The following is a 15,334-nucleotide window of genomic DNA, read 5'->3' as shown; positions in this document are numbered from 1 at the left end:
CACCGGAAAGACAGTGTTGACAAGGATGCCAGCAAGGCGAAGACTTCGCCTTCCAAAGCCCCGGCATAAATGTAGACGAACAGGGAGATAGAGGTTGTCCTGGTTGGATATCGCCAGCGTCACTGGCTTTTTTATTACTTGGGTCGGCTACACCATATTTGCGCGAAAAAAAGCCAAGGAAACCTGGTGCCTGACGTCCTCGCTGCAATGGTACCGGGTGGAGTGGATGCTGCGCATGCTTGACAGGGATATGCGTATGGCCGACACGGCGATCATGAGTAACCTGGAGCGGGTGATTGGCTTCTTCGCTTCTACCAGTATCCTGATCCTGGCGGGTTTGGTAACAGCCCTAACCGCAAATAAGGCCGCTATCGAAGTGATTACGAGCCTGCCTTTTGCTGAGCCAACCTCCGTCGAGCAGTTTGAGCTCAAGGTGATGCTGCTGATCCTAATTTTTATCTATGCCTTTTTTAATTTCACCTGGTCTTTGCGCCAGTACTCCTTTGCCAACGTCCTGATTGGCGCTGCGCCGCCGCCGGAAACCGGTGATCTCTCTGAGGAAGAGCGCCGCAGATTTGCGATCAGCATTGCCAAGGTGATCGACCACGCGGGCCACAGTTACAATTACGGCCTGCGCTCCTATTACTTTTCTATGTCAGTGTTGAGCTGGTTTATCCATCCGCTGCTCTTTATTGCGAGTTACCTCTTTGTGGTCTGCGTACTGTATCGGCGTGAGTTCTTGTCCAAGGCACTGAACTCCATTTTGGCAGCGCGTGAGGGCGGTCTGGAACGTCAGCAGAGGAAGAAATTTGATGACCCATCGTGAAATCCTGGCGGCCTTCGACGCAGTGGCCGAAGCGCGCGGTTGGCAACCGTTACATTCTCCTAAAAACCTGGCAATGGCACTGTCGGTAGAGGTTGCTGAGCTTGGGCGATATTTTCAGTGGAAAGATAACAGCGAAATACAGGCTCTGATGCAAACTGAAGATTCGATGGGGATCGCCGCGGAGCTTGCGGACATCCAGATGTATCTCATCAAGCTGGCTGCGGTATTGGGGGTGGATTTGGATGCCGCCCTACGCAACAAAATTGATGAGAATCATCGCCGCTGTGAGATAGCTTTGTGTAATGAGGAAGCCGATGAGCGCTAGTCGTTTTAGCGATCGCAACTTTGATGACCTGGCACACCGTTTTCGCAACCGTATCTATGGGGGGCTCAAGGGGGATATTCGCCTGGCGGTGCTGAACAGGGATCTGGCGCCGCTGCTCAATGGAAGGTCAGACTCTTTAAAAGTGGTGGATGCCGGTGGTGGCCAGGGGCATTTCGCTATGGATCTGGCGCAGGCCGGACACAGGGTTTTCCTGGCCGATATTTCTGCACAGATGCTAGAGCATGCCGCAGCTGAGGTCGAAGAGCGACAACTGCAAAAGCAGGTGACACTCCTGCATAAGCCGTTACAGGCATTGCCTGAACAGGCAGAGCTGCGCGAGGCGGATCTGGTGATCTGCCATGCAGTGCTGGAGTGGCTGGAAGAACCGCAGCAGGCGCTGCAGCATTTGCGCCGATTGCTGAAGCCCGGCGGATACCTGTCACTGACATTTTACAATCGCCGTGCGCTGGAGTTTCGTCTGCTGCAGCGCGGTAGCTTTCGCCAGCTTGAACGCAACATTGGAGAGGACTACTGGGGAGGGCATCCGGGCAGTCTCACCCCGCATACCCCCTTGTTACCAGAGTGGGTGGAAGGATGGTTGGGAGAAGTTGGCTTTGATATTAAGTGTCACAGTGGCATTCGCTGTTTCCACGATTTTATGACGCCCTCAATTCGAGAAAAATTGCCAGCGGCGGCGATTGTGCAAAAGGAGCTGGAGTACTCTCAGCTCGACCCATATCGGCAGCTGGCTCGCTATATACACCTCCTCTGCAGGGTGCCCTGATTACAAAATACGCAACAATAACTCTTTGGCGGCGTTTACCCGGGATGCCAAGTAGTCATTGCCGCCACGATCCGGGTGTAATTTCTGAATCAGCTTACGGTGTGCGCCAATAATTTCATCTTTTCCCGCATTGGCGCTCACTCCCAGGATTCGCCGGGCTTCATGCTCGGTGAGAGGTGGGCCCTGATCCTTTTGAGCTGCTCTTTGCCCCTGCCAGTTTTCCTCGCCCTGTTGTTGATTTTGTTGCTGTCGGTTGCGGGAATATCGCTCAAAGAACGGCGCCATCCAGGGCAATAAACGGGTGAGTTGGTTAAGCAGGCGGCCGAGCACCGGCAGGATCAGAAGCACAGCGGCGCCAACCCAGTGCAGACGGCCACTCAGTGCGAGTAAAACGACGACTACCGCAGCCGCTAAAACTGTGGCCAGAAAAATCTGCTTGCGCTTGTTTTCAGGTGAGCTGGCCTTGATTTTCTGCCATGCATACCAGACTCCAATCAAGATAAGCAGTAGTAAGATTAAGCGTGCCAATGGCGACTCCTTTTATTGTTGATCTGCCAATTTTTAACCCAGTGATCAAATATCTCTCTGACCTGTTTGATCACTGAGTTAAACTGGCCTAAGTATGGCTCTGGGCGGATTAGCAGCTTATGGCTATCCTGTTTGAAGAAAATTTCAGCACTTGAGATAACAGTATGCAATACGACAAATTCCAGATACCGGATGCGGATCAGATTTTGCCTGGTCGGCCGCAGCCGATGGAAATCACTGGCGTCCACTTCGTTAATGGTAACTCAATCAAAGAGCCGTTCCCTGAAGATATGGAAGTTGCCATGTTTGGTATGGGCTGTTTCTGGGGCGCCGAACGTATATTCTGGGAAACTGATGGTGTTTTTGCCACCGCCGTCGGTTACTCCGACGGGGCGACAGAAAACCCGAATTACGACGAGGTATGCAGCGGGCGCACCGGGCACGCTGAAGTGGTTAAGGTGGTTTACGATCCCAAGGTTGTCAGCTATGCGGAGCTTCTAAAGCTGTTTTGGGACATGCATGATCCAACCCAGGGTATGCGCCAGGGTAATGACATTGGTTCCCAGTATCGGTCATGCATATTCTGCACCAGTGAAGAGCAGAAGAAAGAAGCAGAGGCCAGCAGGGATGCCGTGCAGGCGGCGCTGGATGAAAAACAGCGTGGCGAGGTGACTACTGAGATCAGCATGGCGCAGCCGTTTTATTACGCTGAGGAGTATCACCAGCAGTATATGGCGAAAAATAAGGAAGCGATTTGTCCGATCCTGCGCAATCCCATGCACGATTAGACCTCATATTGAATCAGTAATAGGTGGCATGAAAAGTGCCGCCTATTTTTTGATGTGATTTACGTCCCCCCTCATTTCCCTGCCTTTATAAAAACCCTCCCAATAAACGTTCCGGCGCTCAAATACTGCCAGTACTTTCCTTAAAAAATCAATTAAGACCAAAACCTAAAAAAATACGCTCAGGATCTAAAGCAGAAGGCTATGCGCTCTCGTAAAGTCTGGCTCATGACATGAGCTACAAGAGAGCCTCATCTCCACTGGAAGGTAGGTGTATCACTCGTGTTTGTCATGATTAATAAACTATCCATTCAGGAGGAATACTGTTATGGGGGTTGATCGTATAGCCAGGCGTAACAATGGTGTAAAAACCTGGGGCTTCTCCCAGTCCTCACCACGGGCTTATATTCATTATTTCAGATTTGGTAAGTTTGGAATTTGCGCATCTCTAGCTGCGCACTGGATAAAGACCAACGCACTGGACGATAAAAGTTTGCCGGATAAATTAGGCTTAACTCCCCGGGTCCATAATGCTGGTGCTTTTAGTTTTCGCACATATCGGTCCCTAAATATTGGCGAGCTAATAAAGGTGGGGCGGGATTTTCGTACCTGGACTTATGGAGGTGGTAGACAGGGATTAAATATCGAAAACTGGCTAATAAATCAGGGTTTGCATAAAGAAGATCGCTGGAGTTCAAGTGCAATTGCTGTTGCATTGAACAATATGGTTGTTATTCAACCGGGCCAGCCAGTACCTCCAGTTCAGCCAATTCCGCCAATTAATACGAGCCTGGTAAATGCGCTGCGCAGTTTACGAGATGCGTATGGATATATTACTTTCTCTGGCCGCAGAGCAGGGCACGCTGTTGCAGCCTGGGTTGCAGATGACAGGGTGAACTCTGATATAGGTGCGCTCTTTTTCGATCCAAACTATGGAGAGTACCGCTTTGCGACAAAAGGAGACTTCCTTAACTTTTTCGATGCGTATTACCGGCATGCCTATATGCGTGGTTGGATACAATTTCGTAGTGATTGGTCTGTTGATGCCTACATCAACAGGGTGTGGTGACGCATTGAGTGATTGCTGTCATTGAATAGGTGTGAGGGTAGATATAGCTGCCCTCACAGCAATGTATTTTCCGGCAACACTCAGGGACTAGAGTCCCCATTTACCGCCTTCCTTCGCACCTGGACCGGATAGGTAAACAAGAACGACTCACTCATTATTGGTGCGCACACCAGTCGCTCCAGCTGCCGGGATAGAGCAGAGAATCTTTTCGACCGGCCAGGTATTGCCCAAAGACATTCACGCAGGCAGTGACACCGGAACCACAATAGTTAAGCAGCGGTTTACCTTCTCCCAGACTGCCAAACTGAGCTTGCAGTTCCTGAGTTGACTTTACTTTCCCGGTATTTTTGTCCGTGACATTCTGCCAGGGTTGATTGATAGCTGAAGGGATATGACCGGCTATAGGATCAATGGGCTCCTGAATCCCGTTGAAACGCTGGCTATCCCGCGCATCAACAAGCTGCCATGACGCGCCGTTTAAACCTTCCTTGACCGCCTCATAGTGCACCAACAGATTTTCTTTGGGTCTTGCAGTAAAGGTTCCAGATTTCGGGGCAATGGGTTCAATGGTACTAAGCGCCTCTCCAGCTTCAAGCCAAGCCTTCAGCCCCCCATTTAGGATGCTGACAGGCTTGTGACCAAAAAAATAAAACAGGAACCAGGCTCGCGCGGCGAAACCCAGCCGGTTGTCATCATAGACGATGACAGGTGTATCGTCATTGATACCAAGGCTGCGGGCATATTCCTGGAACTGGCCGCTGGTGGGCATGGGATGCCGCCCGCCAAAACGTTGCGTTGGGGCTGAGAGATCCCGGTGTAGGCTGGCGTAGTGGGCCCCAGGAATATGTCCCGCAGCGTAATCTCGAGCACCACTCTCCGGGTCAGCCAGCTCATAACGGCAGTCAAGGATTACGGGGTCAGAACTTTTTTGAAGTGTTACCAGGTCAGCTACTTCAATCAGTGCAGTATTGTCATCCGTTTGCATCTGCTCAATTCCCTTGGTTTGCCTGACTCCAGGTTGGCAAATTAGCTCAGCCTGTATTCTTGGTTTTTGCCAGCTGTTCTGAGTATGTACAAGCCTGGCTGGTTGAGTAGGTGGAAAGCCATGCTGTTGTTAATTCAGCTGGCCACTTTCCGAGGCTGCTGGTGGTTGTGTTGGCGATGCCACCGGGGGTTCGGAAGTCTGGTTTTCAGCCTCACTGGATTCTGCCTGCTGGTCCTCTTCTTTATTTGCCTCCTGCTCGGCGAGTTCCTGCTCACGGCAAGTCATGGTGGCCTGAGTTTGATCTTTTAGTGGATTGTCCAGGAAGCGGCCGGCAGCTTTCTCGGCGCAGCTGCTGGCGGAAATAATATCGTGTGCCAATTTGGGGAAAAGTAGCCACTGATGATTGGGTAGGGCTTTGCGTGCAGCATCTACATCCTCCGCAGCCAATACCGGGTCGAGACCTCCGTGCAGCACCATTACCGGTGCGGGAGTTTCAATGGCCTCAGATTCCAGTAGTGGTGCTGAGGGAATCGCCCAAATACGGCACTGCAGCTGTAGCAGGCTCAGGTCTGAGCGTACGGCGCCACCAAGGATTCCGGTATTTTCGGCACTGGCGCGGGCTTGGTCAAAATCCACGAAAGGCGCTTCTTCATAGCAGAAATGGCTGACTCCGGCAGCATCTCCAAAATAGGGGTCAAGCACAATTTCCATAAAGTGACCGATGGCTTTTTGTGCAGGTTTAAGTCCTTCATCGCCACTGCTCTCCAGTCCTTCGATCATTTTTGGCAGTTCACTGTAGAAATTCTCGTTGTACAGTGCCTGGAAAAGCACTCGCAGCAAACGCTGTCCGTTCAGAACGAACGGGTAGGTCTGTTTTGAATAGCGGTGTTTGATATGGATGGTGCGGGGCTCCTCATCGAGGGTTTGCACCAGGTTTTCCAGTCTGCGACGGAGATCCGGGTAGCGGCTATTGCATTTTTTATCCTCAGTACAATGTTTGAGGCCGCGCTCATAAGCTGCTAGCGAATCCTGGGCTAGCTGCTGGGTGTAGGCGATGTTGGGAAATACCGCGCTGTTAAGTACCAGTGCGCGTACAGACTCAGGGTAATCCCGGGCATAGGTGAGTGCGTACCGGGTTGAATAAGAAACACCGTATAGGTCGAGTTCATTGAGCTTCAGTAGCTTGCGCAGCTCATCCACATCCCGCGCTACCACTGTACTGTTATATTGGGCCATATCGGCGCCTTTACTCAGGCGACTGTAGCAACGCTCCATACTGAAAGCGAAAACACGCGCCTCCTCCTCCGGTGAAAGCTTGCGCTGGAAAGCGGTCTGGGCATCATCAATAAATTCACTGCAAGTGAGGCGTGGCCGCGCCATGCCGGTGCCCCGGGGGTCGATCACAATAAGATCCCGGCCGTCTTCGACCGTCATGGCGGCGTAGTTTAGCCATAGCCAGTCGCTGGCATTCTCTGGTTCCAGGCCCATGCTTGCGCCGGGGCCGCCGGCTCCTAAGTGAAGGAGGGGCGGTTTGCTGGCATCGGGCTCTTTGGCGCGGAAACGGATAACCGGAAAACGGATTTTCCGCCGTGTTGGATGGGCATAATCCTCTGGGACTTCCATCATAAAGCATTGGGTAAAGGGCCAGCTGTCGTCGGTTTCAAACCAGCAGGGCTTGGAGATCAAGCGAGTATGGCTCTTGGACTCCTTGTCTTTACCTGGTTTCGCGTCCGGGTCTGATCGCTCACAGGCGCTCAGCACCAGGCAGAGAAAGCAAAGTAGGGCGGAGAGCGGGCGAAAGTTACGCACTGGGTCTATTCCTGTGAGCAGTGTCGAATACTGATGTTTGGGTTTCGGAGTTGGCCAAAGTCAATGATTACCAAACCGGGCTATGGGGGCGGAAAGATTCCAGCGTATGGCAGCCAGCCTGATAGACAGGGTGACAAGCACTGCAATGGCCACCACCAAATCGCCTGGTAGTTTGCCATTGGCATCTAAAGCAACCAAAACGGCTGCGCCAGTGAGGGCTGCAGTAGCATATATTTCCCTGCGCAACAGCAAGGGAATATCCCCGGACAGCACGTCGCGGATAACACCACCAAAGGTGCCTGTCATCATTCCCATTACTATGGCGATAGTGGCGGAATAACCCATTTCGAGGCCCTTCTGGGTACCGATCACCACAAATACTGCAAGGCCAATAGCATCGGCAAACATCAGTAGGCGCATGGGTACCTGTAAATAGCGTATCAGGTAAAAGCTGACCACACCGGTGATTACGGCAATCCACAGGTAGTAAGGTTCCTGTAGCCAGAAAACCGGGATGTTGAGAATGATGTCGCGGATGGTGCCTCCACCCGTCGAGGTGACGCAGGCGAGTACTACGGCGCCGAACAGGTCCATTTGTTTGTGTCCCGCGGCAAGCACTCCGCTGAAGGCAAATACCGCTATGCCGATCAGGTCGAACCAATGCAGCAGTTGATCCATAGTGTCTTTAAATCCACAGACTCGCAAAGCAGGGGAGAATAGCACTCCTTATTTGGCATGGGGAGAGAGGGGTCGACAGTGTGTGACAGAATCAACTGGTACGCAGAGAGAACCGTATTGAAATCGAATATTGAGATACCGAGCTAAAAAGCGGGAAAGAGCAGAGAAACGGGTATTGGCGCACCCGCCGGCAAGTGCTGGGGGGCGCCTGTATGCGGGCCTTAAACGAAAGCCTGTAGCCCGGTCTGGGCGCGACCGAGGATCAGGGCGTGTACGTCGTGGGTGCCCTCGTAGGTGTTTACCGCTTCCAGGTTCATCACGTGGCGAATTACGTGGAACTCGTCGGAGATACCATTGCCGCCGTGCATATCGCGGGAGATACGGGCGATTTCCAGGGCCTTGCCACAGTTGTTGCGCTTCACCAGGGAGATCATGGTGGGGTCGAATTGCTTATTCTCGTCCATGATGCGGCCAACGCGCAGGGAGGCCTGCAAGCCCAGGGTGATCTCAGTTTGCATGTCTGCCAGTTTCTTCTGGAACAGTTGGGTTTGAGCCAGCGGACGGTTGAACTGTTTACGATCCAGGCCGTACTGGCGAGCGGCGTGCCAGCAGAACTCACCGGCACCCATGGCGCCCCAGGAAATACCGTAACGGGCGCGGTTCAGACAGCCGAAGGGGCCGCGCAGGCCGCCGATTTCCGGGAATTTGTTTTCTTCCGGTACAAAAACATTATCCATCACGATTTCACCAGTGATGGAGGCCCGCAGGGAGAACTTGCCTTCGATTTTAGGAGCCGACAGGCCTTCCATACCTTTTTCCAGTACGAAGCCGCGGATGATGTCTTCATCGTCTTTTGCCCAGACTACGAATACATCGGCAATCGGGCTGTTGGTGATCCACATCTTGGAACCGCTCAGGCGGTAGCCGCCGTCAACCTTCTTGGCGCGGGTTTTCATGCCGCCGGGATCGGAGCCTGCATCCGGCTCGGTCAGGCCAAAGCAGCCAACCCATTCACCGGTGGCCAGCTTGGGCAGGTACTTTTGCTTTTGCTCTTCGCTGCCATAGGCGTAGATGGGGTGCATAACCAGGCTGGACTGTACGCTCATGGCGGAGCGGTAACCGGAGTCCACGCGCTCTACTTCGCGCGCTACCAGGCCGTAGGAAACGTAGTTGAGACCGGCACAGCCGTAGCCCTCGATCGTGGAACCGAGCAGACCAAGTTGACCCATTTCGCTCATGATTTCCCGGTCAAAGATTTCGTGGCGGTTTGCCTCGAGGACTCTGGGCATCAGCTTGTCCTGGCAGTACTCGCGCGCGGCGTCGCGCACCATACGCTCTTCGTCGGTCAGCTGCTGGTCCAGCAGCAAAATGTCGTCCCAATGGGCGAGGGGCTGATGTTTACTCATGGCTTGTCTCTTCTACTTCCGTTATTAATCTGCACCGGATGTCCAGCTGGTCAGGCTTAATGGATGCCTGGCCAACACCGATTGTCATGGGGACTATCGAAGAATCCCGCGGCAAATCCCGGTGACCATTCAGTTTAGTGTGGCGCATCATACCTAAGTAGTTGCGTTGGGGCACTCTTACGGACGGCAAAATTTCACAGGATTTTCCCCGCGGTTTGTAAACAAGAGTAAAACGCCTTGCCGGGCATTTTTTCGGGGAGATAATGCACGCAATAAATCTCTACTTTTAATGGCTTAAAACTCTTTTTCGGTGATATTCCTTGTGCTTTTACCGCGTTTTGGCAATTTGTATTCCCTTGCTTGCCAGCTGTTCTTCGCAACCTGTCGAACCCCCTCAATCGCAGGAAATTTTAGGGCTGCCGCAAACTTTTGGTGCTTCCGGCAGTGTGGCTCCGGAATCGCGCTGGTGGCGTAGTTTTAATGACCCCCAATTAGATCAACTGGTTCACTTGGCCCTGCAGGACAATCCGAGCCTGCAGGCCAGTTACTGGCGCCTTGAGCAAGCTGCCGCCGCGGCCCGGGGAGCGCGCTCGGGATTCTGGCCCAGTGTGACCGCCCAGGTGGAAAATACCGAGCAGCGCTATTCATCCGGGGAATTTACTGACCCGTCTAACGAGGGCAACAGCTGGAGCACCCGTATCGCTGCCAGTTATGAAGTGGATTTGTGGGGGCGCGTACGCTCCGGTGCCAGTGCTGCTGAGGCGGGCTTCCTGGCACAGGAACAAAACCTTCAGACTGCGGCTCTCAGTTTGGCTTCTGAAGTGTCTGCTACCTGGTTACAGCTGCGCGAGCAGTGGGGGCAGCGCGATTTGCTGGAGCAGCAACTTGAGACCAATCGCAAGAGTTTGAAGGTATTGGAGTTGCGATTTGGTCGCGGTGTCACAGATGCTGCCGATGTGTTGCAGCAACGCCAGCTTGTTCAGGGGTCTGAGCAGGAACTGGAACAGACCGAATCCGATATCGAAACGCTCAAGGTACAGTTAGCTGCTCTGCTTGGGACCAATGAGCCCCAATTGGAAGGCTATATCCAAGAGGTGGCAAGCTTGCCTGTATTGCCAGGACTGCCGGATACCGGTATTCCCTCCCAGTTATTGTTGCGCCGCCCGGATGTGCGTGAGGCCCAGCGCAACCTGCTTCAGGATTACCACTTGGCGGACCAGTCCTGGGCGGATCGGCTTCCTGTGCTCAGTTTGTCCGCTGTCGCCAGTAATGGCACCAGTCTGATAAGCGATATTACCGAGAACTGGCTGATTGCGATTGCCGCGTCTATTGAGGGTATCATTTTTGATGGTGGGGCACTGGCTTCCAAGCGAGATCAGCAGGGTGCGGTCTTGCAGGAGAGCTGGGCGCTGTATCGCAGTACGGTGAATGAAGCGCTATCAGAAGTTGAACAGGCCTTAATTCGCGAGCGCGCCATTGAACAGGAGCTTGGGCACCTGCGGGAGCGTGAGCGCCTGTCGGAATTGATTGCCCAGCGGCGCAGTCGCGCCTATATCAATGGCACTGTGGACTTCCTCAATGTTCTAACTGCGACGACCGATTACCAAAATCTGGCGCGTGAGGTGCTTTCCGCTGAACGCCAGTTGATTGAAAACCGAGTGACACTTTACCGCGCACTTTCCGGGGGGCTTCCTCAGGAGGACCTCCCCGTACCTGAGCCAGTGGATCTGGAGCTGTACCTGGAGGGAAATTCTTAATGCTGAATAAATTCAATTGGCGCTTGCTGATGCCTGTAGTTTTGCTGGTTTTGGCATTTTTGCTTTCCAGCTGGTTGATCCGTGAGAAACCCACCGTGGGACGTGGTGAGCGCAAGGTGTCAGCACCGGCGGTGGATGTTGCCCTGGCAGAGCAGGGGCATTTTTCTTTTACCCTGAGTGCCCTGGGAACAGTGGCGGCGCGCGAACAGGCGGAGCTGGAACCGCAGGTGGATGGACAGGTTGAATGGCTTGATTACGATCTGGGGCCAGGTGCGGTTCTGCCAAAAGGTAAGGTGCTGCTTCGTATAGAGCAGGAACCCTATCAGCTGGCGCTAAAAACTGCTCAAAGTACCCTTGCCAAAAGCCGAGCGGAACTCCAGCAGGAGCGTGGCCAGCAGCAGGTGGCTTTGGAGGAATATGAGCTGCTTGGCACAACTCTCTCAGATGCCGACCGCGCACTGGTGCTACGTGAACCCCAGCAGGCCGCTGCCGAGGCTGGCGTGGAGGCTGCAGAGGCCGATGTCGCACTTGCCCAGCGCAACCTCCGTCTCACTCAGGTCCGAGCGCCTTTCGATGCACTTGTAGTGAGTCGCAGTGTGGATGTGGGTGATCGGGTATCTCCCGGGGATACGCTTTATAGCCTGGCCAGTGCCGATCGCTTCCAGATTGCTGTGGAAGTGCCAGCCTCTCAGCTGTATCGCCTGAATAGCAGTGATATTGAAGTGCGTATTTATGGCAGCCAATGGCCCGCAGGTATTTATCGTCGTGGTGAATTCGTTCGCGTGATTCCAGTGTTGGAAGAGCAGGGCAGGCTTGCCAGTGTGTTGGTGGAATTAGACGACCCGCTATCTGTTCAGGACCCATCGCAGCCCCAGTTGTTACTGAATGATCTCGCGCGGGTCGAGATTGTTTCCCAAAGTGCGCAGGAGCGTGTGCGGATTCCATTAAGCGCACTACAGGACGGCGATAACGTATGGGTAGTGCGGAATAACCGCACTGCGGTTTTGCCGGTTGAAGTGGCTTATACCAGCGGGGATTACGCAGTACTGGAGAAAGGTCTCAGTGGCGGTGAAACTCTGGTGACTACGCGCCTGATTACAGTGACCGAGGGAATGCCCGTGCGGATCGCTGGAGAGATTAACCTGTCCCGCCTGCCACCGGCAGATGCAGCGGCCTCAGCCGAAAATTCCACTAGAAAAGGCCCTCGTGGCGGAGGCGCGAATGAATGAGCTGAGAGTGGAAGACGGAGATATCGATACCAAAACGGGCGCCATCGCCTGGATGGCGCGAAATCATGTCACCGCAAATTTGCTGATGCTGGTGTTTCTTGTCGGCGGGCTGATATTTTCCGTGATCGTCAAGAAAGAGGTTTTTCCTGAATTCAGTTTGGACTTGGTCAGCGTTTCCATTTCTTATCCTGGCGCCAGTCCGGAGGAAGTTGAACGCGGGGTGCTGGTAGCGGCCGAGCAGGCGGTGCAGGGCTTGGTGGGTATTAAGGAGATGCGTGGCAGTGCCCGGGAAGGCTCTGCCGTACTCAACCTGGAGCTGGAAGGTGATGCCGACGCCAATCTTGTCTATCAAAATATCCAACAGGCGATCGATTCGGTAACGACATTTCCCGCCGATATTGAGCGGCCCCAGGTGAACCTGGCCGAACGCAAGCGCGATGTATTGGATCTGGTCCTCCATGGCAACCTGGATGAGCGGAGCCTGCGCGCACTTGCCATGCAGGTATATGACAAATTGGAGGCCCACAGTGGCATAACCCAGCTGGAGGCCCAGGGCGTCCGCGATTTGGAAGTGGCGGTGGAAATACGCCGTGACGACCTGCGCCGCTATGACCTGACCCTGGCCCAGGTGGCCACAATTGTTCAAAACGCTGCAGTGGATATTCCCACCGGTAGTGTTAAAACCGATGCCGGTGAAATTCTGGTGCGGGTTACCGAACGGCGTGATTGGGCGCGGGAATTTGGCGATATTGTTGTTACCCAGGGTGGTGGCGGTGGCGCGGTTTATTTGCGTGATATCGCTACTGTCAGCGATGCCCTCGAGGATGAGGCCCGCAATATGGTGTTTAACGGTGAGCCGGCCGTTGGTATCAAAATTTATCGGGTGGGAGACCAGACTCCACTGAGTGTGAGCGATGCTGCAAGGGAAGTTATTGATGAGGTTCGGGCGTCGTTGCCGCAGGGAGTGAGCCTCACTATCCGCGATGATGATTCCGAGATTTTTAAGGAGCGCTTATCGCTGTTACTAAAAAACGGCTTTATCGGTTTGTTGCTGGTTTTTGTTGTACTTGGGGCTTTCCTGGAATTGCGCCTGGCTTTCTGGGTAACACTGGGTATTCCAATTAGTTTCCTCGGCGCGTTGCTTTTCCTGCCCGGGTTGGATATTTCTATCAGTATGGTGAGTATGTTCGCCTTTATCATCGCCCTGGGTATTGTGGTGGATGATGCAATTATTGCCGGCGAAAATATTCACGAGTGGCGCCAGAAGGGTTATAGCAATTTACAGGCGGCAATTGCTGGTGCCAGGCAGGTGGCCGTTCCCCTGACATTCGCCATCCTCACCAATATTGTCGCTTTTATCCCGTTGATGGCGCTGCCTGGATTTATGGGCAAAATCTTTGGCGTTATTCCCTTCGTTGTGGGATCGGTATTTATTATCTCCTGGGTTGAAGCACTGTTTATTCTTCCCGCGCATCTGGCCCATTCGCGCCGAGGCTATAAAAGTCCGCGGGCGCAACGTTTTGCAGCCCGCCAGGAGAGATTGGCTCGTGGCCTGGATCGATTTGTACAGGAGCGATTCCGCCCGTTGCTTGAAGCCTGTGTGCGACACCGATACACCACTATCGCTATTGCCATTTCCACGCTGCTGGTAGTTGGTGGCTATGCCGCCAGTGGTCGTATGGGCTTTACGTTGATGCCCAGGGTAGAGCGGGATTCCGGTCGCTTTGCGGTGACTTTCCCCACGGGAACAGCGCAACACCAGCTAGAGAAAGCCAGATCCCAGATTATTGCCGGTGGCAACAAGGTTCTGGAGCAATACGATCGCGACGCTGTATTTCTCGGTAATCGCGGTTTGATGGGAGATGACTCAGTCCAGGTGGACTTTTTCTTCGTGCCATCGGATCAGCGAGAATTTTCCACCGGTGAGTTTGTCCGTGCCTGGCGGAAAGAAGTTGGTGTAATTGCCGGAGCTTTAAGTGCGACTACGGCCTCCGATCGGGGAGGGCCCGGCGCAGGTTCTTCTCTCACGGTTGAGCTGCGCCATATCGATACAGCAGTCCTGGATCAGGCGGCGGCGCGATTGGGTGCCGAGCTGGCAAAATTTCCCAATGTCAGCGATATCGATGCGGGCGTTACCCTGGGAAAAACCCAGCTTGACCTGACGCTTACTGAAACCGCCAAGAGTCTGGGCTTGTCGGCTGAGGAGATTGGCCGGCAGATACGTGCGGCTCTCTATGGTGATGAGGCGCTGCGGCAACAGCGCGGCCGAGATCAGGTCAAGGTCATGGTGCGTTTGCCGGAGAGCGAGCGTGTCAGTATGGATGACGTCAATAACATTATGATTCGCGCGGGCAGCGGCCTATGGATGCCTCTTACGGATCTCGTGGTTATCGATAAGGGGCGCGCTTATGCAACTATTAACCGTCGTGCTGGGCGCCGGGTGCTGACTGCCTCTGCCAATGTAGAGCCCAGCGATCAGGCGGCATTGGTCATCAATGAGCTGGATCGCAGTGTTATTCCGCAGCTGCAAGCAGAATTTCCCGGTCTTACTATTTCGTACGAAGGGCGTCAGGCGGATGAGCGCGAAGGGCTCGCTTCCCTTGGCCTGACATTCCTGCTGGCTATGGCTGTGCTTTATCTGTTGCTGGCAATTCCCTTGAAAAGCTATATGCAGCCATTAATTGTGATGGTGGCGATTCCCTTTGGGGTTATTGGTGCAATCCTGGGGCACTTGGTCATGGGGTATGGCATGAGCATGGTGAGCTTGTTGGGGATGGTCGCTCTTGCTGGTGTTGTGATTAACGATACCCTGGTAATGATCGAGTACAGTAATCGCCTGCGAGAGGAAGGCGTTGATGTTGAGACTGCAATCAAGCGTGCGGCAGCGCGCCGTTTCCGACCGATTGTTTTAACCACGGTAACCACTTTCTGTGGCTTAATGCCGATGATTTTTGAAACCTCGGTACAGGCGAAATTTATGATTCCAATGGCCATTTCCCTGGGCTATGGAATCCTTGCAGCTACGGCCATTTCACTTTTATTGGTGCCCTGCTTGTACCTGATGTTTGGGAAAGACATCCCCCGTCTATTTAGCGCCCTGAAAAACGCCCTTGAGTCATTTACTGGCACTGCTCGAGCCGGAAATTAAATACA

General features: G+C 53.6%; 13 protein-coding genes. 8 read left to right on the top strand and 5 right to left on the bottom strand.

The window, feature by feature from the left end:
- Window positions 1-94 precede the first annotated feature (94 nt).
- Genes G367_RS0110155 through G367_RS0110145 form a run of 3 tightly spaced genes read left to right on the top strand, consistent with a single transcriptional unit; the run spans window position 95 to window position 1,935 of the window.
- Window positions 95-826, top strand: coding sequence for a DUF599 domain-containing protein (locus tag G367_RS0110155; protein ID WP_020413020.1), 732 nt, complete (start codon window positions 95-97; stop codon window positions 824-826).
- Window positions 813-1,151 carry a nucleotide pyrophosphohydrolase gene (locus G367_RS23555; protein WP_020413019.1) on the top strand — a complete coding sequence of 113 codons (339 nt, stop codon included), beginning with the start codon at window positions 813-815 and terminating at the stop codon, window positions 1,149-1,151. Before G367_RS0110155 ends, G367_RS23555 begins: the two co-directional genes overlap by 14 nt.
- The gene (locus G367_RS0110145) at window positions 1,141-1,935 is read left to right on the top strand and encodes a methyltransferase domain-containing protein (protein WP_020413018.1); all 795 of its coding nucleotides are present in this window, start codon (window positions 1,141-1,143) and stop codon (window positions 1,933-1,935) included. Before G367_RS23555 ends, G367_RS0110145 begins: the two co-directional genes overlap by 11 nt.
- Here the strand turns inward: G367_RS0110145 and G367_RS0110140 are convergent, their stop codons facing one another.
- The gene (locus G367_RS0110140) at window positions 1,936-2,463 is read right to left on the bottom strand and encodes a DnaJ domain-containing protein (protein ID WP_020413017.1); all 528 of its coding nucleotides are present in this window, start codon (window positions 2,461-2,463) and stop codon (window positions 1,936-1,938) included.
- A gap of 164 nt (window positions 2,464-2,627) precedes the next feature.
- Between G367_RS0110140 and msrA the strand changes: the two genes are divergently transcribed.
- Together msrA and G367_RS0110125 are read left to right on the top strand one after the other, a co-directional pair.
- Window positions 2,628-3,251, top strand: coding sequence for a peptide-methionine (S)-S-oxide reductase MsrA (msrA, locus tag G367_RS0110130; RefSeq protein WP_020413015.1), 624 nt, complete (start codon window positions 2,628-2,630; stop codon window positions 3,249-3,251).
- A 325-nt stretch (window positions 3,252-3,576) separates the two neighbouring features.
- Window positions 3,577-4,317 (top strand): YopT-type cysteine protease domain-containing protein, encoded by a 741-nt coding sequence (locus G367_RS0110125; RefSeq protein ID WP_020413014.1) that lies wholly within the window; start codon window positions 3,577-3,579, stop codon window positions 4,315-4,317.
- Window positions 4,318-4,471: 154 nt separating this feature from the next.
- Here G367_RS0110125 and G367_RS0110120 read toward each other — a convergent pair whose 3' ends face one another.
- The 4 genes from G367_RS0110120 to G367_RS0110105 form a co-directional block, all read right to left on the bottom strand.
- Window positions 4,472-5,302 (bottom strand): sulfurtransferase, encoded by an 831-nt coding sequence (locus tag G367_RS0110120; protein WP_020413013.1) that lies wholly within the window; start codon window positions 5,300-5,302, stop codon window positions 4,472-4,474.
- Between the two features lie 129 nt (window positions 5,303-5,431).
- The gene (locus G367_RS0110115) at window positions 5,432-7,111 is read right to left on the bottom strand and encodes an alpha/beta hydrolase (protein WP_020413012.1); all 1,680 of its coding nucleotides are present in this window, start codon (window positions 7,109-7,111) and stop codon (window positions 5,432-5,434) included.
- A gap of 60 nt (window positions 7,112-7,171) precedes the next feature.
- Complete coding sequence (locus G367_RS0110110) at window positions 7,172-7,789, bottom strand: trimeric intracellular cation channel family protein (RefSeq protein ID WP_020413011.1); 618 nt, start codon at window positions 7,787-7,789, stop codon at window positions 7,172-7,174.
- A 221-nt stretch (window positions 7,790-8,010) separates the two neighbouring features.
- Window positions 8,011-9,195, bottom strand: coding sequence for an acyl-CoA dehydrogenase (locus tag G367_RS0110105; protein ID WP_020413010.1), 1,185 nt, complete (start codon window positions 9,193-9,195; stop codon window positions 8,011-8,013).
- 320 nt (window positions 9,196-9,515) lie between these two features.
- On the opposite strand from G367_RS0110105, the gene G367_RS0110100 reads away from it, so the two are divergent.
- From G367_RS0110100 to G367_RS0110090, 3 genes are read left to right on the top strand one after another with little or no spacing between them, the layout of a single operon-like run.
- Window positions 9,516-10,952 carry an efflux transporter outer membrane subunit gene (locus tag G367_RS0110100; protein ID WP_020413009.1) on the top strand — a complete coding sequence of 479 codons (1,437 nt, stop codon included), beginning with the start codon at window positions 9,516-9,518 and terminating at the stop codon, window positions 10,950-10,952.
- The gene (locus tag G367_RS0110095; protein ID WP_020413008.1) at window positions 10,952-12,181 is read left to right on the top strand and encodes an efflux RND transporter periplasmic adaptor subunit; all 1,230 of its coding nucleotides are present in this window, start codon (window positions 10,952-10,954) and stop codon (window positions 12,179-12,181) included. Before G367_RS0110100 ends, G367_RS0110095 begins: the two co-directional genes overlap by 1 nt.
- A complete protein-coding gene (locus G367_RS0110090; protein WP_020413007.1) occupies window positions 12,174-15,329 on the top strand; it encodes an efflux RND transporter permease subunit in 3,156 nt (1,051 codons plus the stop codon). Before G367_RS0110095 ends, G367_RS0110090 begins: the two co-directional genes overlap by 8 nt.
- Window positions 15,330-15,334: the final 5 nt, after the last annotated feature.

Origin of the sequence: Microbulbifer variabilis ATCC 700307 (genome assembly GCF_000380565.1) — a bacterium.
GTDB classification, from domain to species: Bacteria; Pseudomonadota; Gammaproteobacteria; order Pseudomonadales; family Cellvibrionaceae; genus Microbulbifer; species Microbulbifer variabilis.
This window is presented reverse-complemented; position numbering and strand designations above follow the sequence as displayed.

Excerpts from the sequence above, each read along its gene's own strand:
- G367_RS0110125 (WP_020413014.1), top strand. The coding sequence starts at position 3,577 with ATGGGGGTTGATCGTATAGCCAGGCGTAACAATGGTGTAAAAACCTGG.
- G367_RS0110120 (WP_020413013.1), bottom strand. The coding sequence starts at position 5,302 with ATGCAAACGGATGACAATACTGCACTGATTGAAGTAGCTGACCTGGTA.
- G367_RS0110095 (WP_020413008.1), top strand. The coding sequence starts at position 10,952 with ATGCTGAATAAATTCAATTGGCGCTTGCTGATGCCTGTAGTTTTGCTG.
- G367_RS0110105 (WP_020413010.1), bottom strand. The coding sequence starts at position 9,195 with ATGAGTAAACATCAGCCCCTCGCCCATTGGGACGACATTTTGCTGCTG.
- msrA (WP_020413015.1), top strand. The coding sequence starts at position 2,628 with ATGCAATACGACAAATTCCAGATACCGGATGCGGATCAGATTTTGCCT.
- G367_RS0110090 (WP_020413007.1), top strand. The coding sequence starts at position 12,174 with ATGAATGAGCTGAGAGTGGAAGACGGAGATATCGATACCAAAACGGGC.
- G367_RS23555 (WP_020413019.1), top strand. The coding sequence starts at position 813 with ATGACCCATCGTGAAATCCTGGCGGCCTTCGACGCAGTGGCCGAAGCG.
- G367_RS0110145 (WP_020413018.1), top strand. The coding sequence starts at position 1,141 with ATGAGCGCTAGTCGTTTTAGCGATCGCAACTTTGATGACCTGGCACAC.
- G367_RS0110110 (WP_020413011.1), bottom strand. The coding sequence starts at position 7,789 with ATGGATCAACTGCTGCATTGGTTCGACCTGATCGGCATAGCGGTATTT.